Raw genomic sequence first — 22780 nt, forward strand, 5'->3', positions numbered from 1 at the left:
GACCACCTCACCACCTCCCGGCCGTGCTCAGAGCATTGCAGCCGGCATCGAAAAACAGATCCACCGTGCACGTCGGCCCGTTCCGGTTCTTTGCGATCGCGGCCTCGAGCTTGTTCTGTACCTCAAGCAGGCGATCAAGGCGGGCCTGATCCTTCGCGTCGTCGTCGATCTTGTCCTTGAGGTAGTAGGCCTCCCGGTAGAGGAAGATGATCAGATCGGCGTCTTGTTCAATGGCGCCGGATTCGCGCAGATCGGACAGACCCGGTCGCTTGTTGTCGCGGGCCTCGACCTGTCGGGAGAGCTGCGCCAGCGCCAGCACGGGGACGCCGAGCTCCTTGGCCAGCGCCTTCAGGCCGGCGGAAATCTCGGTGACCTCGTTGACGCGTTGGCCGGCGTATCGATTCGAAGCCGACATGATGTGCATGTGGTCGACGATCAGGAGGCCCAGGGCCATCCCTTTCCGCTCCAGCATCTGGTTATGCTTTCGCGCTCGCGTCGCGATCTGCGACAGCGCCAGGCCACCCTGCACCTCAATGGAAAACGGCGTTTCAACCAGCCGTCGGCGCGCTTCGATCACGCGCGTGGCCTGGCCGACGCTCAGTGTGCCGCGGGCGATGGACTCGTAAGTGACCGGATCGCGCGCGTCGAAGCACATTTCGGCCAGCACGCGATCTGCAAGGCTTACCTCGCCCATCTCCAAGGAGAAATACAAGGTCGGGAAGTTGTTGAACGCCGCGGCGCGGGCGATGCTGACGGCAACACCGCTTTTTCCCATCCCGGGACGGCCGGCGAGGATGATGAGGTCTCCGGGCTGCAGACCGCCGGTCTTCATATCCAAATCGTAGACGCCCGTGGAAACGCCAGAGATCCTGCCCTTGTTCTGCATGCCGACCTGCATGCGCTGCAGCGAGCGCTCCGCGGCATCGAAGATGTTGATGCGAGCCGTGCCGCGGTTCGGCTTCGCCGCACATTCGTCGATCGTCTCAATAGCAATGTTGGCGCACTCGGCTGGCGACATGTCGCTGCGCGCGTTGATCAACATGACTTCCGCGGCATCAATCAATTTGCGACGCGCGCTCAGCGAGGCGATCGTGCGTGCATAGTCCGGCGCATTCACCACCGTCGTAGCAGCTGCCGCGAGTTGCGCCGCATATTTGGCCACCGTCATCGTACTTTGCGCGACGGCGATCCCACCGGCGGCGCCAAGCGCGATCATTGCCAACCTATAATCCAGCCGATGTCCGGCGGCGTGCTCCTGCTGAAACCGCTCCCACAGGAATTGGTGCAACGGCTCGAAGAAATCCGCAGGCACGAGCGGCTGCTTGCGCTCGATGACGTCGAACGCTTCCTGGTTCATGATGACAGCACCGATCACGGCCTGCTCGGCCTCGATCGAATGCGGCGGTACGGGCGCCTCTGACGTCATTCCTGTGACTGCCCCGCGCCGTGAACAGCCTGCCGGATGCCTCTGTCTGGAACGAACTCGGCCAGCCAACGGGACCATGCCTTTCCGGCGGCGATGCCGTCCTGCATGTCGCCGGACTTCACGGCGATGTCGCGGAATTCGATCCATTCCGCCCAAAGGCGGTCGAGGCGGGTTTCAAGGCGCTGCGGTTCGGCCATCACCCCTGCCCTCCAACCGATTTGGATGCTTCCATCTCAAGCGTCGGATCAATCCACAGCGCCAGGTCTTCCGCCCATTTCGCCGAATTCTTGCCGATCCTGAGAAAGCCCCGCGCGACCGAGCGCCGGATCTGTCGCTTCGAGAAGGAACTCCAGACGTGCAATTCGAGTGCGGAGCGCATCCAGTTCATCAACATCCGCTTTCTTCCCTTCGCGCTGATCGACCAGCGCTCGCAAATAATCGACCTCGTCCGCACGAATTCTGACGCGGGGATCGCGATACCAGACGTCCTTGATGCGAGACGCCGTCCAGTCCTTGACCTCGCGTCCTACCCTGCGAAGCACAGCCTTCTTGGATTCGTCGGCCCGGCGATTGCCGGCGACCTGTCTCAGAAGGGTCGATGCTTCGTTCAGCAACAACTCACTCATTTTGTCCGACCGAATTTCGGATTTTTCCGACATGCCTTGTGTCCCTATGTCTGGGACGAAAGGCGTTACGCAACACAACGCGAACTAAAGAACGACCAGGCAGCGCCGACAGAGTTTGGCGACGACGACGGCGGCTGCTGCTGGTGAGAAGTGAGAGTTTTGAGAGGACGACGGCTCAAAATTGAGCGGTCCAAAATCTGGTCACGATCCTGCGCCTGCGGCACGCCTGCAGTGATCAGGAAGCTGTTGCCTGCAGGGTTCGCCCCGGCCCTACCAGGCGCACAAGGGCGAGCGGACGCGGGCCACCCCGCCGCGTCCGCTCGCTGCTGTGCAAGAAAGGATGAATTGATGAGAGTGCGATCGTCGGCCATCACCCCTCCGCCTCGCACGAGAACGCGCGCGGAGATCCAGACGATGGCTGCGATCCTGCGATATCAGGAATGGGACCGGGAGATGATCCGGCTGCATGGGCCGCTGTATCACAGGCAACTTGGGTACACGGTGCATTAGCAACGCCGTTTGCGTCGCAGCAGGAGTCGCTGGCAGGCGCCCCGGATGCAACTATCGCTACACCCGGCGGGACGCTACGTTGGGGGGATTCTAGCAACCCAACGGAGTGTGAAATGGACGAACGAGACATGGAGGCGGTGCTGAAAATAGCGAACACCACCGCGGGCGCAGTACTGCAGGCGGCCTTGGTCACCCAATTCACCACCATTGCCAGCCTGATGATGACGCTAGCCGCGAAAGGACTGCTCGATCCAGAAGACGTCTCAATCTTCGCAACTCGTACCGCTGATATGTGTTCGCAGAATCTAGGAGTGCACCAAGCGGGAATCCGGGATGAGATCAACGCCGCCATCCAGATGTACGTGGACGAGCTTTTGACCATGGCCGACACCGGCGCCGGCACTTCGGGCCGACACCCATAAGCTCGGATGGGAAGATCCCGGTGGAAGGACATCATGCTAAGCGCTCCGGTTTGGGAGCGGAGGAGGTGATTCGATCTGTTGTCGGCGAGGGGATTTCGCTTTCCGATGCATCCCCAAAGGGCAGGCTTCCTTGCGAGCTGACCGCTCCTAAAAGGTCCGGACGGGTGCGACGAATTGAGACGCGCCCCTTAGTGGCACGATCAATGCCCGCGGCCAGGTCACCAGAAACACGTCCCACGCGACGCGCGTGCCATACGGCATTTTGCGAAAAACCCGCGGCTCGCGCGAGTTTGCTCTCGGAGCCGTCGAAGTAGAAAATCGCCTCTTCGAGCAGCACGATGGTCTCGGAACAGTCAGGGCGTGAGGTCATAGACCCCAGATAACCCACTATCGTGTTAATTTCAACCCACTTAAGTGTTTTATTTTGGGTTGAGAGTGTGTTGGAGTAGCCAGATGACTGAATTCGATAAGGAATTTGAGGACCTGCTCCAAGGCGCCCTCGAAAGAACGCTCTCTGCGGCGACGCGATTGGGTCGGCTTGTGAAAGAACGACGCGAGCAGGCTGGCCTTAGCCAAGCGGACCTTGCGTCCCTCGTTAAATCTTCACAGCAAACCATCGACCGGATCGAGAGAGGCGAGACCAAGCACTCCCGAGCGTTTCCCCGAATACTCGCTGCGCTAAAGTTGGACGACGACCCAACCTTCTCTGAATTGGCCATTAGCGAAGCAAGACTTGATGAAGCCATCATTGAAGCTCGCTCAGCCATTCCGAATCCCGCAAAGGCACCCGAGTTTGCGATACCCGCCTCAACGGACCTACTTAGTGTCTTCGCCCTATTGCCAGAAGACAACGGCTATCGATTCGACTCCACGCCAGTTGACTATATTGCGAGGCCGGAACCACTGCTGCGCGTCAGGCGCGGCTACGGCATCCTAATCCCAGACAATCAAAATCATCCGATCCTTCGTGCAGGCGACATTTCCCTGGCAAACCCCCACCTTCCAATTCGCCCAGATAACGAGGTGATTTTCACCCGACATGACGACAAGGCTAAAGCGACGTATTCGCTTATAGCGACGGTCGTCGACCTTGATGAGTCTACCTACACAGTTAGGCATGGTGGAAGCGACCCATATAGGCTGAGCCGTGGAGACTGGAAATATGCCAATCTCTTTGTGGGTAAATTTAACCGCACATAACCCATTTATGTGTTTATTTAACCCATTATTGTGTTAGACTGCTCTCGTTCAATCGGGAGCCACAGCCTTGTTACAGCCACCCACCGCCCAAATTGCACCGGCCGCGCTCCCCCGCCCCGCCCGCTATGTATCGCCGGAAGACCGCCTGCCGAACTTCCATGAGATCGACGCCTTCGATGCCAACGCGGCATGGGATGGCCTGCCGACTGTTGAACAGCGCCGCGTCGGCGTCCTTGCCATCCGGCTCGGCGTCATGGGCCAGCGACGAAATTTCGAACATTCCGACTTCACCCACCGGCAGGTGCGCCTGCTCGAAGCCCGCGAGAGCGACGAGCTCAACGCGTTCTTCGACGCCGTCGAGCCCCTGTGGCAGCGGCTGTTCAGCTGGGTCGCACCGCGATGGTCGAAGCCCGTCATCAGGCAGGTGGCGTGATGGCCGACACGATCGCCGACCTCCCCAAGCTCACCGCAGAGAACATCGCGCTGCGCAAAGCCTGCCGTCACGCGCGGACGGATCTTGAAGCAATCATCCCCGCCGTTGAAGCAGCCTTGCCGGGCGTTCCGGCATCCGGCCTGCGACAGACGTTGGGGCTGATCCACCGTGCGCTCGCGCTGACACCACCGAGCGACGGAGGACTTGAACCGCAACACTCCACTCATCGTGACAACTCATAGGGGTATGACAATGCACACCGCAACAGCAGTAAAAACGGCCGACGTGATCACTCCGAATTTCGAGACAGTTACCGCAGCCTTTTTCAGTGGGCGCAATCCGTCCAGTTTAACAGACCTTGTTACAGCTTTCGCAGCCGCGGAGCAGGAGGTCGCAGCCGCAGCGGAGGCTGAAGAGGCGTTCCCATATGATGCCCGTACCCCATGCGTGGAGGGCGGCACAAACCCGGCCATCCAGATAGTTACCGACGGAAAATCTCTAGAGATTCCCGCCGCGAAATGGTTCTACCGTTCACGCGAAGAAATCCAACGCAGCTATGACGGATGCGTGGCGGAGGCAACCGCGGAGCAGCTCAAAGAAATCGAGCAGCGCTTCTCTGGCTATCGCGTAGAGTATGAAATGCAAGAGAAGGCTCTTGCACGACAAATCCCCAGGGGCAAGCGGGCGGCAGAACGCCGATTAGCAAAGGCTCATCGCGCTCTCACGGCCATCGAAGAGAAGATCATCAACTTTAGTCCGACCAACTTGGAGGATGCGGCTGCGCTTCTAGAGTACGTCGGCGAGAGCCGACGAACCTGCTTTACAGCCGATGAGCACGATCTTCTGCAAATTATGCGCAACGTAGCAGAAGCTGTTCGCGCAAAGTGCGGCGCACGATGAAACAGAGCAGCCGAGGGCCGTGCTGATGCCTCGCGTTGCCACCACGCTTAGGCCGCCAGAGGCGCAAGACACCTTATGACCCGCCCTCACCGCGACCCGATGGCCCGTGTCAGAGCCCGTCCCGCCCCCGAAAATTGGGGCGATGATGAGCCGATGACCCTTGCAGAAGCGGTCGCGGTGTTCTTTCCTCAGGGGCCGCTGACCCTGTCGTCCCTGAGGACCGCCGCCCGTGCAGGCGGACTGGCTATCGCCAAGGTCGCCGGCAAGGATCTGACGACTCCACGAGCCCTCAAAACTCTGGTGAAGCCATGCCTGGCCGCAAAGCAAGCCCGCCCCGTCTCTACTTCCGAGACGACAAGGGCTACTGGATCATCCTCGACCGGGGACGGCAGATCGGCACAGGCTGCACTCGCGAGGAAACTGAGGGAGCGGCGCGCGCCCTCGAAGCGTACCTCAGCGAACGACACACCCCTACCATCGGCAATCGTAATCCCGCTGCCCTCCTGATCGCCGATGTTATCGGCGCATACGAAGAGGCAAAGCTTCCGAAACGCTTCGATGAACTGAAGCGCCGGATTGATCAGTGCGAGCCGATCTCGAGTGACGAGCGCAAGATCGTTCGGCGCCACGATGAGCTGGTAATCCGCCTTTCCAGCATCAACACGTTCTTCGGTGAAATGAAGGTCGGCGACATTAAAGCCGAGCTCTGCCGCGACTACGTCGACTGGTGCACTGACTCGAAGAATGAGCGCAACGCGAAACGGAAGCTGGAGAAGCGCCGGGTCATCTCGGATCAGACCGCCCGCCGGCATCTCGAGGATTTGCGGGCCGCGGTCAACGTCTACCACGGCGAGCACACCCTAGACGTCGTGCCGAAGGTCACCCTTCCTGAAAAGAAGAAAGGCCGGGAGCGTTGGCTGCTTCGGTCCGAGGCTGCCCGCCTTCTCGGCGCGGCGATCGGCTTTGTATGGGATCGCGAGCTTGGAGCCTGGCAACGTGACGAGGCGGGCAGGATGTTTCGGCGTCCCGGTTGGCTGGTTGCGCGGCGCCGGCCCGTGGCCCGGTTCATCCTGATGGGGCTGTACAGCGCCCGCCGCGAAGAGACGATCCGACGCACACAATGGATGGCCACGACGACGCATCCGTGGATGGACTGCGATCGATGGGTCTATCACGGCCGCGGTGCCGACGAGGTGAGGACCAACAAACGCCGGCCACCGGCAAAGGTCGCCACCAGGCTGCGACCGCATTTAGCGCGCTGGCGGCACACCGATCTGGCGCTGGCGACAACGCTCGGCGAGCCGGTGCAGTTCATCGTTCACCGATCAGACGGACAGCAGTACGCCGAGAAAATAAAAACCGGCTGGAATGCGATCATCGAGGATGCTGGTCTGGGGCCCGACGTTGTCAGACATGTCCTACGCCACACCGCGGCGACGTGGTTGATGCAGAAGGGTACCGATCCTTGGCAGGCGGCCGGCTGGCTTGGAATGACGCTGGAGCAGCCGCAGGAAAATTATGGCCACCATCACCCGGATTTTCAGGACGAGGCCGCGGGGGCATTCGGCCGACAAAGGTGATCGAAGTTAGTCGCCGCTCTTGCCCTCGCCCGTAAGTTGCGCTTGGATATTGGCCGGTCTGGGGAATTTTAAAATGCGTATTTTATGGGTTCCGGCAATTGCTGCCGTTCTTGGCGCGTGCGCGTCTGCTTCATCCGACATTATTCCGGCCTACGTCTCGCCGGTCATGTATCAAAATCACACCTGTCCTCAGCTCGCCATGGAGGCACAGGGCATTTCCCAACGGGCCGCCGCGCTGTCTGGCGCACAGGATCAAAAAAGAACAAACGACACCATCGCGACAACGGCAGCTGTTGTCATTTTTTGGCCGGCGGCATTTTTTGTGGGTGGCGACAAGCAGACAGCAGCAGAACTTGCCCAAATGAAGGGCCAAATGGTCGCCGTCGAACAAGCCAGCACTATGAAAAAGTGCGGTATCCAGTTTCAGGGGCAGCGCCCTCCAGGCACCTAACAACGGCATCTGACGAACTCATCGATGTTGTTGGTCCGTGCCTAGCCATGAAGGCATTGACGTTTGCCGCTTTCTATGTCGCCGACCGAGCTTCAGTACCGGCCTGTACTATCGCAGCTACCTAATCAGAAAATGGCCGTCGGTGAGTTTGAATGATGATCACCAGACGCCCCAAATTTGCAATAGATGGGGATTGGAGAAACGTATGAGTTATCGCGCAACGTGCTGGATCGCGCTTCTTCTAGCCACGCCTGCCCCGACGGCGCAAGCTGCAGAATATTACAAGGTCCAAGTGACCAGGAAAGCTCAAGACCTGTATTTAGTGGATGGCCAGAACATCTACGTCAAAACGCGATACTGTTATGAGTACTCATACTCAGCAGATGCGATTTTGCAGATCGACTCTCCGTCTGGCTATAACATTGGCGAAATCATCTTCGTGGGATCGGGTGGCAGCAAGTGCGACGTGGAGCGCTTGCTGAGGTAAGGCCGTCTCAGTTTGCAGCCTCTTTCATTTTTCTAACCGCTCATCAATTCCCTTGCACGCCGCTTTATTGGCTTCGGCTTCCGTGGGACTTGTTCCGCTAAAACGAGTCCCTTTTTCGGCCTTTGGGTACACAATCCACTCCCACTTTTTATCGGTTTGCTGATGCACATCAAAGGTTACATCGCGATGCTCGAATTTCATTTCACAATCCCTTTCCGCTGTCCTCTTCTGGAGAATATTCCAACGTCAATTGCGTTGGCACGTCTTGCCGAGGATAGAGCCGATCTAGCTTCGTCTTGAAGTCGTGCCAATCATTACTCAGCTTCATGACCGCAACAACTGCACCTAGATGCTCTCGCAACTTTGGATAACCAATGTTGGCTGTCAGCTTTTGAAAAAGCTTGTGTTTGAGCCGGCCCGTTTCGGTCTTGGGCGTCACGCGTTTAAGTTCATCCAGTACGCCAGGAGCTAGACGCTTATAGACGATATCATTCGTAAGGACCCCGAAGTACTGGGGGCGTCGCACCGAAGCCGTGGGGTAATCCAGCCCACGAAGCCGGAAAATTTCCTCGTAATAATCGGCCGGAAACGTCTGTACCCAAGGCTGCAATTCGCGCTCAATGAACGCTTCCAGAATTTTGGCGAGCGCGTCTTTAGCTCGATCACGTTGATATCCGGTGACTTCATCGACGAGTGCGATAATGCCGGTATGCGCCAAACCACGCATTAGAATATCCGCGCGATCTGCGACCGGGATCTGAATTTTTGTCAGAGCTTTGGCATCACGCGCGCGCAGCCAGACCTCACAGACCTGCGGTAACAGACTGGCATCCAGCCCAACGCGCACGGGACCGCCGCGCGGATCGCGATATTTGATCGGGCTGGAAACAAGATCGCGCAAGCTGTCTGGGATAAATTCTTTCAGCGATCCAGCAACCAGAAAGGTCGGGAGCGAAGCATTATTGTCGTCTTCTGCCGCTCGTTTCCGCGCTTGCCAGCCGCCCGTGACGGGGCCGAAGGCCGTTGTTATGCCGCCCTGAGAAAGCACCCGAGTGCCGTCGGGAAGCACTGCGCAAGGCAAAACGAGGTCGCCAATCTTAAGCTCACCAATGTGGGTCGCGACCGGAATAGAGATGTCCCACCGGGAGGCTGCAGCCAATTTCGCTATACTTTTCCTATCCTTAGCTGTCAGAGAGTCGGCTCTGGCCTTCCCCCCCTTAGCGCGTCCTGTGAGTTCATTCATGTAAGCATCTCCGGCCCAATGCTTACTTATAAGCGACCGATCTAGTATTTGCAAGCATATGCTTACAAAACCCGCACCACTGTGCATAATGCGAGAATTTGGTCAGAATTCGCGCCCATCGGCCTTTTCGGCTTTGAGCGCGTTCGTGTGCGGAAGCGGGGCAGAGCGACTTTACTGCACCGAGTCCACCTCGGCGGACGTATGGGCGCTCAGTGTCCCCTCGTAGCGTCCCACAAGCTCGACCGCCCCCTCACCACGACGCCAGCCGGGAGTGAGGCGTCGCGGTGAGGCTTGGAGCATTGTCGCTTGTGGACACCGCTCTCGCTGTATCGATGGCAATGCCGATGAGACCTCGCCGGATTAGCGCCAGAGTTTGTGGAATCGTGGGGGTCGGGAATAAGCTAGACAACTGGCGCAGGACCACCTCCCGGGCGGCCCTCTAGGTCATCAGAAGCTTGATGGAATCGGCTCCGGCCAAACTAAAATGCCGACCGTTGACTTTCCGCAGCCGAACTTGCTTTGCGCATTTTTCTTGACACACGCTACATTTTAGTGTGTATAAATACACATGGACAGCCGAGACATCATCAAAGCCCTGAAGGCCGATGGATGGGTTCAAGTTGCCCAAAAGGGGAGCCATGTTCAATTCAAGCATCCGACGAAGCCCGGACGGGCCACGGTTCCGCATCCCAAGCGGGATATTCCCATCGGCACTCTGAGGAGCATTGAAAAACAGGCTTCGTTGAAATTCACCTGATCGAATAGAGCCAGTTGGGCTCGCTGCCGGATGGCGGAGAATGACGAATGCAACAATACATCGCCCTTATCCATAAAGAGGCCGACAGCGACTACGGCGTGTCGTTTCCTGATCTTCCTGGCGTCATCACCGCAGGCACCACGCTCGACGACGCGCGTGCCATGGCCACTGAAGCACTCGCCTTCCATCTTGAAGGTCTGGCAGAAGACGGCGAAGCTGCGCCTGAGCCCTCCTCGCTCGAGGAGATCATGAGCGACAAGGTCAATCGAGACGGCGTCGCGGTTCTTATCGATGCCCCAGTTGAAGCGGTCAAAAGCGTGCGCATCAACATCACGATGCCCTCTGACGTTCTCGACGAGATTGATCGATTCGCAGAGCGTGAGGGTTTCACTAGATCCGGCTTTCTCGCCCAGGCGGCAAAGAAGGCGATTGCCGCTTAGAGCGAGCGGGCAAGCAGATGTGCTGGCAATGACGCTCGAGCAGTTGCAGGACAACTACGGCCACCATGATCCGGACCTCCAAGAAGAGATGGCAGAGGCGCTTAGGGGAAGGGGCTGAACGCGTTGCCGAGCGCGACTTGAATCTTAGCTCTTTCCGAGCCCAATCCATTTGCACAACTGATAAAAAAGATAATCAAGAAGTATCGTGACGTGCTCGCTACCCAGCCGTTTTGCTAAGCCTAGGAGAATGATGATCTCCAGCACAAATATGCATACCGTTCCGATGACTGACAAATGCTGGAACATCGCCATATCCAGAAGCACCGTTCCTATGGCGATAGCGTAGAATTTGTCCTCCTGGCGACCATCCGTCTCTTTCTGCAGACGTTGCTCTAATGCTGCTGCGCTTTCGTCGACCGGAAGCGGCGGCGAAGCATCTGTCCCGCGAGCGAGAATCTCTGAAATGGGCTTTGTTGTTGACGGAGATTCACCAGTCTTAACTATTTCCCGACTCGGATCGTCGCTTGTACTCATTCAGAATATCCCTGTCTGGGATCGAGACACCGAGGGTGCCGGGTTGATAATTCTTGGCCCAGGCGCCATCTTTCCAATGCGTAATGGCTACCAGCTCGGCGGGGCGCTTCCCTGCCAGATGCGTGCATACATTATGAAGATACGCCTCGCGGAGCCCATCATTTGGGCGCGGCTCATTGAAGAAGATGTCTTGGATTGGGTTCGCTCCAAACATCCGAACGCGCCGATAGAGATCCGGAACTACAGGTCCGTAGTCCCAAGCTTCAAAATCGGCGTCTAATAGACGCGAGCCGTTATGGTCACCCATAAACAGCATTTGCGCGATGTACGAAATTTTTTGCAGCCCGAGATTGGTGATTTTCCACGAGCCATGCTCGCAAATCTTTCGGGCTGCCTGCATTGTAGTTAGAGGCATGACAGACCCCACGGTTGAATCCGTATCGTCACTATCGTAATTACAGTGTTGCTGAATCGCAACATAAATCGGCGAGCTAGCGCGTGGCCATGACAATGTCGGCCGAGGCGCAACGTCAACGAAGACAGCACCAAGTTCGATTCAAGAGGGTAGGGCTTATTTCATTGCCCATTTCGTTGCCCTGGAAAGCGTTGAAAAGGCTAACCTATTGATTAATTGGTCGGAGTGGCAGGATTTGAACCTGCGACCCCTGCGTCCCGAACGCAGTGCTCTACCGGGCTGAGCCACACTCCGACAATGGGCGGCTTATAGCCTTGGGTTTCGCATACCGCAAGAACCCCGCTAAAGAACCTGCGATACAATGAAGGATGCCCTGACATGGCCGTGGGCCTGACCACCCGGATGACCGCCGCCGATCCTGACGCGCTGAAGGATGCCGCCCGCTGCCTGCGAAACGGCGGTCTGGTGGCGTTTCCCACCGAGACCGTCTACGGGCTCGGCGCCGACGCCGGCAACGCGGCGGCGATTGCCCGGCTTTATCAGGCCAAGGGCCGCCCGGCCTTCAATCCGCTGATCGCCCATGTCGCAGACCTCGCGGCCGCACGAAACATCGCCGTTTTCGATGCCGAAGCGCTGAATCTCGCCGAATCGTTCTGGCCGGGGCCGCTGACGCTGGTACTGCCGAAGGCGCCGAACTGCCCTGTCGCGGATCTCGCCACCGCCGGGCTAGACACTGTCGCCGTCCGAATACCGGCCCACCCGGTGGCGGTGGCGCTGCTGCGGGCCTTCGGCGGCGCCGTGGTGGCGCCCTCGGCCAACCTGTCCGGTCACGTCTCCCCGACCACCGCGGCCCATGTGCAGAGCGATCTGGCCGGCCGTATCGACCTCATTGTCGACGGCGGTGCGGTTTCGGTCGGCGTCGAATCGACCATCGTCGGCTGTTTCGAGCAGCCGATGCTGCTGCGCCCGGGCGGGCTGCCGCGCGAGGCCATCGAGCAGGTGCTCGGGCGGGCCCTGCTGCAACCGCCCCAGGCCCCGGACGGCGCCATGGCGCAGCCGCTCGCGCCGGGCATGCTGGCCTCGCATTACGCACCGCGTACGCCGGTGCGGCTGATGGCGGACGAGGTCCGTCCCGGCGAGGCGCTGCTGGCCTTCGGGCCCGCAGTCCTGCCCGGCATGGACAAAGCCATCGCGGTGATGAATCTATCCGGATTGGCCGATCTCGCTGAAGCCGCAACCAATCTTTTCGGCTATCTTCGCGCCCTCGATGCCCGGGGCGCCGCCGGCATCGCGGTGATGCCGGTGCCGGACCACGGCCTCGGCGAAGCCATCAACGACCGGCTGCGCCGCGCCGCGGTGTAACGAAGCAAGACCAAGAAACGCACGGGAAACCGCATGAACATCGCTTATCCGACGCCCGCCGCCCTTTCGCCCGACACCATCGCGCGCTTTCGCGCCATTGTCGGCGAAAAATATGCCGTCACCGACCAGGCCGACGTCCATCAATACGTGACCGAGGACCGCAACCTGTTCCGCGGGACCTCGCCGCTGGTGCTGCGGCCCGGCTCGACGGCCGAGGTCGCTGCGATCTGCAAGCTCGCCAGCGAAACCCGCACCGCGCTGGTGCCGCAGGGCGGCAATACCGGTCTAGTCGGCGGACAGACGCCCTATGGCGGCGAAGTCGTGCTGTCGATGCGCCGGATGGACCGGCTGCGCGATCTCGACACCGAATCCAACACCATGACCGTGGAAGCCGGCATGATCCTGCAAAATGCGCAGGCGCGCGCTGCCGAGGCCGACCGGCTGTTCCCGCTGTCGCTGGGCTCCGAGGGCAGCCGCACGATCGGCGGCAACCTGTCCAGCAATGCCGGCGGCACCACGGCGCTGGCCTATGGCGTGGCGCGCGAAATGGCGCTCGGGCTCGAAGTGGTGCTGGCCGACGGCCGCATCCTCAACGGCCTGACCAAGCTGAAGAAGGACAACACCGGCTACGACCTGCGCAACATCTTCATCGGCGGCGAAGGCACGCTCGGCATCATCACCGCAGCGACATTGAAGCTGTTCCCGAAGCCGCGCGCGGTCGAGACCGCCTTCGTCGGATTGAAGTCGCCGGACGACGCGCTGAAGCTGCTGGCCATCGCGCGCAACGAGGCCGCCGGCAGCCTGACCAGCTTCGAGCTGATCGCCAACATCGCGGTGGATTTCAGCGTCCGCCACGGCATCGGCGTCCGCGATCCCTTGCAGAGCAAGCATGCCTGGTACGTGCTGATGGAATTGTCGTCGATGCGCGAGGATGCGCGCGCCACGCTGGAAGCCATCCTCGAGCGCGCATTCGAAGACGGCATTGTCGACGACGCCGCGATCGCGGAAAACCTCAACCAGCGCCAGGCGTTCTGGAAACTGCGCGAGGAGATTTCCCCGGCACAGAAGCCGGAAGGCGGCTCGATCAAGCACGACGTCTCGGTGCCGGTCGCCGCGGTGCCGGTTTTCATCGCTGAGGCCAATGCCGCAGTGCTGAAGCTGATGCCGGGTGCGCGGCCGGTGCCGTTCGGCCATCTCGGCGACGGCAACATCCACTACAACGTGACCCAGCCGAAGGAGGGTTGGACCGCGGCGGACTTCCTGGCGCGCTGGCATGACGTCAACGAAGTCGTGTTCGAGGTGGTGCTGCGCATGGGCGGTTCGATCTCGGCCGAGCACGGCATCGGCCGGTTGAAGGCCGCCGACCTGCCCTCGGTGAAGGATCCGGTAGCGATCGAGCTGATGCGCTCATTGAAGGCGATGCTCGATCCGCTCGGCATTCTCAATCCCGGCAAGGTGTTGCTGGCGGTCGAGCGATGAAAGTCTCGTCACTGACAGATGCGGATATAGCCGGCGTCATCGCGCTGTGGCGGCGCTGCGGACTGGTGCGGCCGTGGAACGATCCGGAAGCCGACATCCGGCTCGCACGCTCCGGCAACAATGCCGATGTGCTGGTCGGCCACGATGGCGACAGCATCGTCGCATCGGTATTGGTCGGCCATGACGGCCATCGCGGATGGGTCTACTACGTCAGCGTCGATCCCGATCATCAACGCAGGGATTTCGGCCGCGCCATCATGACGGCGGCGGAGAACTGGCTGCGTGCACGCGGCATCGAAAAGCTGCAATTGATGGTGCGCGGCGACAACACGCGGGTGAAGGCATTTTACGAGTCGATCGGATTCGGTGAGCAGGAGCGCGTCATCTATGCGAAGTGGCTCGACGGACGTGAATTGACGCCGTGATCTAAACTGTTGCTCCAGGGCGCGAGGGCAACGCCCGAGCAAACCCGGAACGACAGTGTGCTTAGAACAATGACCCCTGCCCGCCATCTTCCGGCGCAGCCATGGCCACCTTGCGCGCGACCGGCTTTTTTGCCGGCGGTGCCGCGGCCTCGGCGGCCGATATCGGCAGGATCAATTGCGCGTCGTCATTGGCGACCTTATTGACCGCTGGCGAGACCGGGTGCCAGACGAAGTCGCCATCGTCAGGCGCGTGCAGCAGCGGCATCACGTCCGATGCGTTGTCGCTGCTGCAATCCAGCCAGCGCGAAAAGTCATCCGGCGCGATGGTCACCGGGACGCGCTGGTGCAGCACCGACATGCCGGTGCTGGCCGCCGCCGTGACGATGGCCACGGTGTCGACTTCCTCGCCGTTCGGTCCCATCCAGGTTTCCGCCAGCGCCGCAAAACCGAACGGCTGCGCATCGCGCTGATGGATGAAGTACGGCTGTTTGCGTTTGTCGATGGTCTGCCACTCGTAATAGCCGTCTGCCGGGATCAGGCAGCGACGCCGCCGGATGGCATTTCTGAAGGCCGGCTTTTCCTGCACGGTTTCGCTGCGCGCATTGATCAGCAGCGTGAACTTGCGGGGATCCTTCACCCATGACGGCAAAAGGCCCCAGCGCATCAGGCGAAAGTGCCGCGCGCCGTTCTCCAGGATAACCACGGGGATCGGTTGCGTCGGCGCAACATTGTACCGCGGCGGAAAATTGGGCTGCTCGGCGTAGCCAAATACCTGCCTCAGTGCCGCCGGTGCGGATGTAATGACAAAACGCCCGCACATTGACTCACCTATGCGCCAATCTCTTCAGGTGGTTTTAACCTGAAACGCCGACAGTGCCAAAGATGACCATGACGGCTCAAAAACCGGCGCAGACTGATCGCCACAATCCGGATGATGCCGATGCCGGCACGCCTGCGTCCGCTGCCGAACTGATCGCCGCCAACATCAATCCGCGCACCGGCCTCGCCACGGACTACCTGAACCACTTCAACGAAGCCATCATGCTTCTTGAGATGATTCCGGACATGCCCGATTGCTTCGAGCTGTTCCTGGAGTGGGAGCCGCTGACCTACGCCGAGCATTTCATCAAATCGAACTTCAAGTCGCGTGACCTGGCGATCGCCTCCTATGAATCGGCGAGCCTCCCCGTTCGCGCCGAATTCGACACCGTCGTCGCCACCATGACATCGATCCTGACGGCGGTCGGCGATGCCATGCGCGAGGCCAAGCAGGACAAGACCCGCGCCACCCTGGCCGAACAGGCGGTCGGCTGGGTCAAGCCGCTGGTGGCGGTGGCTGGTGGCGTCATCAACGGCCGGGATCAGGAGCCCGACGTCGATTACATCATGACCCATTGACCCTCATGAGCCCGCAAACTCCCATCCGGCCGCAGCTTGCGGTGAGCGCTTCGATCTTCCGTGACGGCAGGATCCTGCTGGTCCGCCGTGCCCGTGCGCCCGGTCTCGGCCTGTGGTCGCTCCCCGGCGGCCGGGTCGAGTTCGGGGAATCGCTCGAGATCGCGTTGCGGCGCGAGGTGATGGAAGAAACCGGGCTGCAGATCGACATTGCCGGGCTGGCCGGGTGGCGCGAGGTGCTGCCCGGCGCCAACGGCAGCACCGCGCATTTCGTCATCATGTCCTTCGCCACGCGCTGGCGCGCCGGCGAACCTGTGCTGAACGAGGAACTCGACGATTTGGCCTGGTTGCCGCCCGATGCCCCCGGCGACCGCCCGCTGACCCCCGGCCTGCCCGAGATCATCGCCGCCGCCCGGGCCCTGATCGGCGCCTGACGGCCCGGCATCCGATACGACCCGGCATTGCCTTGCACCGCCCGCCCCGAGAAGGCATATCTCGGCAGCTCCGGATACCCTTCATGCTCAAACGTCTCACCGTTGCCTTCTTCATTCTCGCGACCTGCGGCCTGGGGCCGATCCGGGCGCAGGACGCGGCTGCGCCGTTCGACGGCGACCTGCAGCGGCTGGCGGAGATCTTGGGCACCCTGCACTATCTGCGCGGCATCTGCGGCAGCAACGAAGGCGCCAAATGGCGCAACGAGATGCAGGCGCTGGTCGATGCCGAGACACCGTCCGGCGAGCGCCGCGCCCGCATGATCGCCGGCTTCAACCGTGGCTATAACGGGTTCCAGCAGACCTACCGGACCTGCACCCCGGCCGCCGGCATCGCCATCCGCCGCTATATCGACGAAGGCGCGAAGATCTCGCGGGATCTGACCGCGAGGTATGCGAACTGAGGGGGCGCCCTTTTTCCCTTGCCCCGCCCGGCGAAGCGCAGCTTCGCTAGGCGGGGAGAGGTAACATTCAGTGTTTCCCCGCCCCCATGTAGCCGAACAGGAATCCCGCGACCTTGCGTTTCTGGATTTCCTCGCTGCCTTCGGTGATGCGGTAGCGGCGGTGGTGGCGATAGATGTGCTCGAACGGCTTGTGACGGGAATAGCCCATGCCGCCATGGACCTGCATGGCGCGGTCGGCAGCCTCGCAGCACAGCCGGTTGGCCCAGAAATTACACATCGAGACGCGATCCGACAGCGTGTGCTCGACTTCCGCCTGGGTGAGCTTGTCCATTTCCCACGCGGTCTTGCGGATCAAGAGCCGCAGCATCTCGGCCTGGGTGGCAAGCTCCACCAGCGGCCACTGGATCGCCTGGTTCTCGGCCAGCGCCTTGCCGAACGGTTTTCGCTCGCGCGCGTATTTGACGCTTTCCTCGATGCAGTACACCGCGGCACCCAGCGAACTTGCCGCCTGGCGGATGCGGTTCTCATGCACAAAGCATTGCGCCAATGACAGGCCGCGGCCGACCTCGCCAAACAGCGCATCGTCCGGCACGAACACGTCGGTGAAACTGACGCGCGGATGATCGGTGGGCATGTTGAAGGTCCACAGATACTCCTCGATCTTCACGCCCTCGGCTTTCGCCGGCACCAGGAAGCAGGTGATGCCGCGCGCATCGCCGTCATTGCCCGAAGTGCGCGCGAACAGCGCGCAATGGGTCGCCACATGCATGCCGGTGGTCCACATCTTTTCGCCATTGATCACCCAGCCGGAGACACCGTTGCGCGTCGCCTGCACCGCGCGGCTTTCCATATGGGTCGCGTCGGAGCCATGCTCGGGTTCGGTGAGTCCGAAGGTGATGCGGTACTTGCCGGTGATCGAGCCTTCGATCATCGCCTTCTGGTCGTCGCGGCCATAGCGGTCGAGCATCGTCACCAGCGGCAGGTTGCCGACGATGGAGTGCTCATTCTGCAGGTCGTTGTGCAGGCCAAGACCCTTTGCGGCAAAATGCTCGCGGATGACAGCCATCCACAGATTGGAGCCGGCCTTGCCGCCATAGGCCTTCGGGATCGCGAAGCGCAGATGGCCGGCATCATCGGCCAGCGTTTTCACGCGGCGCAGCAGCGCTTCCCACTCATGGCGCGGCAGCCCGCCATTCTCGAAATCGGTGCGCGCCCATTCGCGGCGATGATCGAAGAAGCGGATGTTGTCGTCGGCATCCTCGATCGGCTTGATCTCTTTGGCGATGAAGCGATCGAGCTCGGCGAGATAGGCGACCAGATCGGCCGGCAATGAAAAATCCAAGGCGCTCTCCCGGTTCTGTCGCGAGCTTTGTTGCTCTTGTTAATCGAGCGATTAAGATGACATCGTCAGATCAAGTCAAGCGCGGCCCATCGCCGGATATTCTGCACAACGAAAAAACAAGGGAGGCCGCAATGGCTCTGCAATTCTCGACCGTGACCCGCAAGGGTCCGATCACCATCGTGACGCTGTCGCGGCCCGAAGTGTACAACGCGCTGCACACCGACGCACACAATGAGCTGCACGACGTGTTCAACGACTTCGCCGCCGACCCCGAACAATGGGTGGCGATCGTCACCGGCGCCGGCGACAAGGCGTTCTGCGCCGGCAACGACCTGAAATGGCAGGCTGCCGGCGGCAAGCGCGGCTGGAACACGTCGGGCTTTGCCGGACTTACCGCGCGGTTCGATTGCGACAAACCGATCATCGCCGCGGTCAACGGCGTCGCCATGGGCGGGGGGTTCGAGATCGCGCTGGCCTGCGACCTGATCATCGCCTCGGAGAATGCGGTGTTCGCGTTGCCCGAACCGCGCGTCGGCCTTGCCGCCATGGCCGGCGGGTTGCACCGGCTGCCGCGTCAGATCGGTCTGAAGCGCGCCATGGGCATGATCCTCACCGGCCGCCATGTCAAAGCACAGGAGGGCCTTGAACTCGGCTTCGTCAACGAGGTGGTGCCGCAGGGCCAGGCGCTGGCCGCTGCCGAGCGCTGGGCACAGACCATCTGTGGCAACAGTCCGATGTCGATCCGCGCCTCCAAGCAGGTCATCGAACGCGGGCTGGCCGTATCGCTGGAACAGGCCATCGCCGAGCAGCGCGAATATCCCGCGGTGAAGGCGATGGTGGCGTCGCAGGATTATATCGAGGGCCCGAAGGCGTTTGCGGAAAAGCGCAAGCCGAACTGGGTGGGAAAGTAACAAACTGTTGCGTGCCCCGGACGCGATGCAACACGAAGTGTTGCTTCGCAGATCCGGGGCCCACTTTTCTTGTCGCCCATGGGTCCCTGTGTAGTCGGGATCTGACATGATGGGTGGGGGCGGGATGCCGTTGGGCCCCTGGTCATGAAGACCGTGATCCGGCTTGGCACCCGCCCGCGCTACATTACCCACACCTGAACAGTTGATCGAGGCCGTTCGCCGCGGACCTCGCAGCACAGGGACAGGCATCATGATCATACATCCTGGCTTCGTTGGAATCGATATCTCCAAGGACTTTCTTGACGTCTTCGACAGCAACATCGGCACGGTGCGCCGCATCGACAACCTCCCCGAGGCGGTCAACGCCTTGATCGCGGGGTGGGCCGGCAGCGATGTATTCGTGCTGTTCGAGGCCACCGGCCACTACGACAAGGCGCTGCGCCGGGCCTTGAGCGCGGCCGGCATCGCTTTCGCGCGGGTCAACCCCGCCCGCGCCCGGGATTTCGCCCGCTCCATCGGCTTGCTCGCCAAGACCGACGCAATCGACGCGCGGATGCTGGCGGCGATGGCCCAATGCCTGCGGCCCGGCGCCGACGGCACCACCGACCCGGCGCGGGAGCAGCTTGCCGACCTGCACAAGCGCCGCGATCAGCTCGTCGCCTGCCGCAAGCAGGAGCGCACCCGCCTTGCCGCAACCGGCGCCGACCTGCTGGACGAGCTGATGCAGCATATCGCCTGGCTCGATCAGGCTATCCAGCGCATCGATCGGCGGATCGCCACCCTGATTGCCGGGCAGCAGGGCCTGCACGCCGCACAACGCCTGATGCGCTCGGTGCCGGGCATCGGCCCGGTTTGCGCCGCCACGCTGTTGGCACTGATGCCGGAACTCGGCTCCCGCTCGCCAAAGGCCATCGCCGCTTTGGCTGGACTGGCGCCCTTCAATGTCGATAGCGGCAAGTTCCGCGGTGCCCGCAAGATCCACGGCGGCAGGCGCCGGGTCCGCGAAGCCCTCTACATGGCGGCCGTCTCCGTCACTCGAACCAAATCCCGGTTCGCAGCAGCCTATCGTGCCCTGAGAGACGCGGGCAAACCCGCCAAAATCGCCCTGATCGCCGTCGCTCGCAAGCTGCTCGTCACCCTCAATGCGGTGCTTCGTGATCAAGCGCCCTTTCACGCTTGATCACGAAAATTACAGTTGCCGGATCTGCGGAGCAGCGCAAAGAGCGCTGCACCGCGTCCGGGACACGTGTGGCTAGCGCCAGTGCGTAGCTACTTTTTGAGTTCTTCTTGATACGCCGCGTAGTTTGGCTGATCGACAGCCAGCTTCGCTAGCGTCGTCTGCCACAGATGATCCTTCACGCCGGGCGTTTCCAGATCGATGTCGCCCTGCGCAATACGTTCGGCAAGGTCTGCGTTCAAGCCTGCCAGCGTGCCGTGCACGCCGAGCAGCATAGTCAGACCGTGCAATTCCGCGGCATCGCTCCCCCCTGCAACGACAATTGCCGCGCCACCAGATCGAGCGCATTGAGCGAGACCCGCAGCTTGAAGGCAGCGTGGCCGGAAATTTGCGGCACGATGTCGGCGCGGAGAAACTCGGCGACCGCATTGATCAGTTCAACCGGGGTCGGTTCGTCCTGCATTTCATGATCCTTCTTGACGGGGCATGATCCTGTCCGAAAACCGGATTCCACTTTTCGGGATCATGCCCGCGGTGCCAGCAGCCGCAACAGATCGATCTCGGTTTCCGACGAACGGCGCCCGATCATGGCGCGCTCGACCGAATGCTCAGGTCCCTCGCGAAACCGTTGCATCATGCCGCAGCACATCACGCCCCAGCGCAAGGTGCCCATCACTTCCCAGAACTTGACGCGCTCGGCATCGATGCGGCCGCCGCCGGCTTCTTGATAGCCGGCGAACAGATCCTCACGCGAACCGAAGCCGCCGACCGGCTTGTCGATCTCGCCGAACCGCCAGGAATTGACGCAGATCCAGCCGAGATCTTCCATGGGATCGCCGGTGTGCGCCAGCTCCCAGTCGAGCACGGCGCGGATGCCGTCGGCCCCGATCATCAGATTGCCGTGACGGAAATCGCCATGCACGAGGGTGGTGTGCTCCGGCGGACCGGGGTCGCGATCGCGGAGCCAGCGCAGTGCCAATTCGAATACCGGCCGCGGCCAGTTGAAGCTGCGGATGTCGCGGGCAAGTTCGTCGATTTCCGTTGCGGCAGTCATGCGACGAAGTTCAGGCAATTGTGGCAGCGCGATTCCGTGGATTTTTGCCAGGATGGCGCCGGCCTGTCGCGCCAGTTTCGGGCGCACCCCGGCGAAAATCGCATCGCGCAGAATCTTCCGCGGGATGGTCTCGCCGTCGATCCGCTGCATGATGAAGCCGGTGCCGAGCCGGTCACCATCCTCCAGCACATGCAGCACCACCGGCGCCGGCACGCCGGCGTTCCGGGCCAGCCGAATCAAGGCCGCCTCGGTGTCGAGCCCGCAGGCGCGCCCCGATGCCGCGCCAAAACCCTGCGGCGCACGACGCAGGATGGCGCCGATCGCGCCATCGGGATGCACGATGTCGAATGACCACGTCTCCTGGCTGGCGCCGCCGGACAGGCGCACCGCCGACGTCACGCCGGTAGCGCCCGGACACCACGCCGCCGCGCTGCGCGCCAGCAGCTCGTCCATGGTTGCCGCGGCGGTCAAGCCGCCCACGCGCAGTTACTTGCCCTTGAACTTGGCGGGACGTTTTTCGAGGAACGCGGAGACGCCTTCCTTGAAATCCTCGGTAGCGCCGGCGATGCGCTGCGATTCGTATTCGAGGTTGATCTGCTCCTCGAAGGAATTCTCCGAACTCTCCCAGTACATCTTGCGGATCAGCGACAGCGACACCGTCGGGCCGTTGGCGAGGTCGTGGGCGAGCTTCATGGTCTCCTCCATCAAGACCGCATCCTCATGAACGCGATTGATCAGGCCCCATTCCAGCGCCTTCTCGGCAGGCAGCCGCTCGCCGAGCAGCGACAGCTCCACCGAGCGCGCCTTGCCGACCAGGCGCGGCAGCAGCCAGGTCGAGCCGCAATCCGGCACCAGCCCGATGCGGCGGAATGCCTGCAGGAAATATGACGAGCGCGCGCACAGGATGATGTCGCCCATCAGCGCGAAGCTCATGCCGGCGCCGGCGGCGGGGCCGTTCACCGCGGTCACGATCGGGCAATGCAGGTTGCGCAGCCGGCGCAGGAACGGATGAAAGGCGGTCTCCAGCGCGGCGCCGGCGCCGCTCTTCGTCTTGGTCACCTGGTTGTTGCGGCCCTGCAAATTGGCGCCGGTGCAGAAGGCGCGGCCGGCACCGGTGATCACCAGGCAGCGTACCTCGTCGCGCTTATCGTCGATCGCATCGAGCGCCTCGCCGAGACCGCCGAGCATGTCGATCGACACGGCATTCATCACCTCCTGATGGTCGAGTGTGAGGATGGCGACCGGGCCGTCGAAATCGAGCGTGACATGGGTGAACTGCATCGTTTCCTCGTCAATGATCCGCGTGTTTATTCCGC

General features: G+C 61.4%; 30 protein-coding genes, 1 tRNA gene and 1 pseudogene. 18 read left to right on the top strand and 14 right to left on the bottom strand.

Translation table 11 applies throughout. The features are described from left to right. Positions 1–7 precede the first annotated feature (7 nt). The 3 genes from ACUXVA_RS00160 to ACUXVA_RS00170 are packed head-to-tail and all read right to left on the bottom strand — an operon-like array spanning position 8 to position 2085. Entirely contained in the window at positions 8–1426 is a 1419-nt protein-coding gene (locus ACUXVA_RS00160) for a replicative DNA helicase (protein ID WP_445490230.1), read from the bottom strand. Beyond that, positions 1423–1623 carry a hypothetical protein gene (locus ACUXVA_RS00165; protein ID WP_445490232.1) on the bottom strand — a complete coding sequence of 67 codons (201 nt, stop codon included), beginning with the start codon at positions 1621–1623 and terminating at the stop codon, positions 1423–1425. Before ACUXVA_RS00165 ends, ACUXVA_RS00160 begins: the two co-directional genes overlap by 4 nt. A 48-nt stretch (positions 1624–1671) precedes the next feature. Continuing rightward, positions 1672–2085 (bottom strand): hypothetical protein, encoded by a 414-nt coding sequence (locus ACUXVA_RS00170; protein ID WP_445490234.1) that lies wholly within the window; start codon positions 2083–2085, stop codon positions 1672–1674. 590 nt (positions 2086–2675) lie between these two features. Between ACUXVA_RS00170 and ACUXVA_RS00175 the strand changes: the two genes are divergently transcribed. Beyond that, complete coding sequence (locus ACUXVA_RS00175; RefSeq protein WP_445490236.1) at positions 2676–2984, top strand: hypothetical protein; 309 nt, start codon at positions 2676–2678, stop codon at positions 2982–2984. Between the two features lie 31 nt (positions 2985–3015). Here ACUXVA_RS00175 and ACUXVA_RS00180 read toward each other — a convergent pair whose 3' ends face one another. Then, entirely contained in the window at positions 3016–3321 is a 306-nt protein-coding gene (locus ACUXVA_RS00180; protein ID WP_445490238.1) for a YdaS family helix-turn-helix protein, read from the bottom strand. Positions 3322–3437: 116 nt separating this feature from the next. On the opposite strand from ACUXVA_RS00180, the gene ACUXVA_RS00185 reads away from it, so the two are divergent. The 7 genes from ACUXVA_RS00185 (at position 3438) to ACUXVA_RS00215 (ending at position 8035) form a co-directional block, all read left to right on the top strand. After that, complete coding sequence (locus ACUXVA_RS00185; protein ID WP_445490240.1) at positions 3438–4184, top strand: helix-turn-helix transcriptional regulator; 747 nt, start codon at positions 3438–3440, stop codon at positions 4182–4184. A 67-nt stretch (positions 4185–4251) separates the two neighbouring features. Next, positions 4252–4617, top strand: coding sequence for a hypothetical protein (locus ACUXVA_RS00190; RefSeq protein WP_445490242.1), 366 nt, complete (start codon positions 4252–4254; stop codon positions 4615–4617). Continuing rightward, entirely contained in the window at positions 4617–4859 is a 243-nt protein-coding gene (locus tag ACUXVA_RS00195) for a hypothetical protein (protein ID WP_445490244.1), read from the top strand. Before ACUXVA_RS00190 ends, ACUXVA_RS00195 begins: the two co-directional genes overlap by 1 nt. A gap of 10 nt (positions 4860–4869) precedes the next feature. Continuing rightward, the gene (locus tag ACUXVA_RS00200) at positions 4870–5517 is read left to right on the top strand and encodes a hypothetical protein (protein ID WP_445490246.1); all 648 of its coding nucleotides are present in this window, start codon (positions 4870–4872) and stop codon (positions 5515–5517) included. A 308-nt stretch (positions 5518–5825) separates the two neighbouring features. Beyond that, on the top strand, positions 5826–7097 hold the full coding sequence (locus tag ACUXVA_RS00205; protein ID WP_445490248.1) for a hypothetical protein: 1272 nt from the start codon (positions 5826–5828) through the stop codon (positions 7095–7097). A 73-nt stretch (positions 7098–7170) separates the two neighbouring features. Then, entirely contained in the window at positions 7171–7548 is a 378-nt protein-coding gene (locus ACUXVA_RS00210; protein ID WP_445490250.1) for a hypothetical protein, read from the top strand. A 205-nt stretch (positions 7549–7753) separates the two neighbouring features. Then, complete coding sequence (locus ACUXVA_RS00215; protein WP_445490252.1) at positions 7754–8035, top strand: hypothetical protein; 282 nt, start codon at positions 7754–7756, stop codon at positions 8033–8035. A 24-nt stretch (positions 8036–8059) separates the two neighbouring features. Here the strand turns inward: ACUXVA_RS00215 and ACUXVA_RS00220 are convergent, their stop codons facing one another. Further along, on the bottom strand, positions 8060–8236 hold the full coding sequence (locus ACUXVA_RS00220) for a hypothetical protein (RefSeq protein WP_445490254.1): 177 nt from the start codon (positions 8234–8236) through the stop codon (positions 8060–8062). Position 8237: 1 nt separating this feature from the next. Then, on the bottom strand, positions 8238–9278 hold the full coding sequence (locus ACUXVA_RS00225) for a P63C domain-containing protein (RefSeq protein WP_445490256.1): 1041 nt from the start codon (positions 9276–9278) through the stop codon (positions 8238–8240). Between the two features lie 568 nt (positions 9279–9846). On the opposite strand from ACUXVA_RS00225, the gene ACUXVA_RS00230 reads away from it, so the two are divergent. Next, positions 9847–10035 carry a type II toxin-antitoxin system HicA family toxin gene (locus ACUXVA_RS00230; protein ID WP_445490258.1) on the top strand — a complete coding sequence of 63 codons (189 nt, stop codon included), beginning with the start codon at positions 9847–9849 and terminating at the stop codon, positions 10033–10035. Between the two features lie 47 nt (positions 10036–10082). After that, positions 10083–10475 carry a type II toxin-antitoxin system HicB family antitoxin gene (locus ACUXVA_RS00235; RefSeq protein ID WP_445490260.1) on the top strand — a complete coding sequence of 131 codons (393 nt, stop codon included), beginning with the start codon at positions 10083–10085 and terminating at the stop codon, positions 10473–10475. 144 nt (positions 10476–10619) lie between these two features. Here ACUXVA_RS00235 and ACUXVA_RS00240 read toward each other — a convergent pair whose 3' ends face one another. The 3 genes from ACUXVA_RS00240 to ACUXVA_RS00250 form a co-directional block, all read right to left on the bottom strand. Beyond that, a complete protein-coding gene (locus tag ACUXVA_RS00240) occupies positions 10620–11009 on the bottom strand; it encodes a hypothetical protein (protein ID WP_445490262.1) in 390 nt (129 codons plus the stop codon). Continuing rightward, positions 10972–11424 (bottom strand): Panacea domain-containing protein, encoded by a 453-nt coding sequence (locus tag ACUXVA_RS00245; protein ID WP_445490264.1) that lies wholly within the window; start codon positions 11422–11424, stop codon positions 10972–10974. The genes ACUXVA_RS00240 and ACUXVA_RS00245 overlap by 38 nt, the downstream gene beginning before the upstream one ends. Positions 11425–11641: 217 nt before the next feature. Continuing rightward, positions 11642–11718: transfer RNA gene (locus tag ACUXVA_RS00250), tRNA-Pro, on the bottom strand. An 84-nt stretch (positions 11719–11802) separates the two neighbouring features. On the opposite strand from ACUXVA_RS00250, the gene ACUXVA_RS00255 reads away from it, so the two are divergent. From ACUXVA_RS00255 to ACUXVA_RS00265, 3 genes are read left to right on the top strand one after another with little or no spacing between them, the layout of a single operon-like run. Further along, entirely contained in the window at positions 11803–12786 is a 984-nt protein-coding gene (locus ACUXVA_RS00255) for an L-threonylcarbamoyladenylate synthase (RefSeq protein WP_445490266.1), read from the top strand. A gap of 33 nt (positions 12787–12819) precedes the next feature. Beyond that, positions 12820–14265, top strand: coding sequence for an FAD-binding oxidoreductase (locus ACUXVA_RS00260; RefSeq protein WP_445490268.1), 1446 nt, complete (start codon positions 12820–12822; stop codon positions 14263–14265). Further along, positions 14262–14690 carry a GNAT family acetyltransferase gene (locus ACUXVA_RS00265; protein WP_265082098.1) on the top strand — a complete coding sequence of 143 codons (429 nt, stop codon included), beginning with the start codon at positions 14262–14264 and terminating at the stop codon, positions 14688–14690. The genes ACUXVA_RS00260 and ACUXVA_RS00265 overlap by 4 nt, the downstream gene beginning before the upstream one ends. A gap of 61 nt (positions 14691–14751) precedes the next feature. On the opposite strand, the gene ACUXVA_RS00270 is transcribed toward ACUXVA_RS00265, so the two are convergent. Then, the gene (locus ACUXVA_RS00270; RefSeq protein WP_265082097.1) at positions 14752–15510 is read right to left on the bottom strand and encodes an SOS response-associated peptidase; all 759 of its coding nucleotides are present in this window, start codon (positions 15508–15510) and stop codon (positions 14752–14754) included. A 62-nt stretch (positions 15511–15572) separates the two neighbouring features. Here ACUXVA_RS00270 and ACUXVA_RS00275 point away from each other — a divergent pair, with 62 nt between their 5' ends. From ACUXVA_RS00275 to ACUXVA_RS00285, 3 genes are all read left to right on the top strand, one after another. Then, positions 15573–16088: a hypothetical protein gene (locus tag ACUXVA_RS00275; RefSeq protein ID WP_265082096.1), complete on the top strand. Its 516-nt coding sequence runs from the start codon at positions 15573–15575 to the stop codon at positions 16086–16088. 5 nt (positions 16089–16093) lie between these two features. Further along, on the top strand, positions 16094–16519 hold the full coding sequence (locus ACUXVA_RS00280; RefSeq protein WP_265083584.1) for an NUDIX hydrolase: 426 nt from the start codon (positions 16094–16096) through the stop codon (positions 16517–16519). Positions 16520–16602: 83 nt separating this feature from the next. After that, positions 16603–16980 carry a TIGR02301 family protein gene (locus tag ACUXVA_RS00285; protein WP_265082095.1) on the top strand — a complete coding sequence of 126 codons (378 nt, stop codon included), beginning with the start codon at positions 16603–16605 and terminating at the stop codon, positions 16978–16980. 67 nt (positions 16981–17047) lie between these two features. On the opposite strand, the gene ACUXVA_RS00290 is transcribed toward ACUXVA_RS00285, so the two are convergent. Then, positions 17048–18322 (bottom strand): acyl-CoA dehydrogenase family protein, encoded by a 1275-nt coding sequence (locus tag ACUXVA_RS00290; RefSeq protein WP_265082094.1) that lies wholly within the window; start codon positions 18320–18322, stop codon positions 17048–17050. A gap of 131 nt (positions 18323–18453) precedes the next feature. On the opposite strand from ACUXVA_RS00290, the gene ACUXVA_RS00295 reads away from it, so the two are divergent. Together ACUXVA_RS00295 and ACUXVA_RS00300 are read left to right on the top strand one after the other, a co-directional pair. Further along, positions 18454–19233, top strand: coding sequence for an enoyl-CoA hydratase-related protein (locus ACUXVA_RS00295; protein ID WP_445490272.1), 780 nt, complete (start codon positions 18454–18456; stop codon positions 19231–19233). Positions 19234–19483: 250 nt separating this feature from the next. Next, positions 19484–20413: a transposase gene (locus ACUXVA_RS00300; protein ID WP_265080989.1), complete on the top strand. Its 930-nt coding sequence runs from the start codon at positions 19484–19486 to the stop codon at positions 20411–20413. Positions 20414–20502: 89 nt separating this feature from the next. Here ACUXVA_RS00300 and ACUXVA_RS00305 read toward each other — a convergent pair. The 3 genes and pseudogenes from ACUXVA_RS00305 to ACUXVA_RS00315 form a co-directional block, all read right to left on the bottom strand. Beyond that, positions 20503–20873, bottom strand: a pseudogene (locus ACUXVA_RS00305) (DUF6285 domain-containing protein). A gap of 60 nt (positions 20874–20933) precedes the next feature. Next, positions 20934–21917: a phosphotransferase family protein gene (locus ACUXVA_RS00310; protein WP_265083583.1), complete on the bottom strand. Its 984-nt coding sequence runs from the start codon at positions 21915–21917 to the stop codon at positions 20934–20936. 33 nt (positions 21918–21950) lie between these two features. Continuing rightward, entirely contained in the window at positions 21951–22745 is a 795-nt protein-coding gene (locus ACUXVA_RS00315) for an enoyl-CoA hydratase/isomerase (protein ID WP_265082093.1), read from the bottom strand. Positions 22746–22780: the final 35 nt, after the last annotated feature.

Source organism: Rhodopseudomonas sp. RCAM05734 (assembly GCF_052658035.1).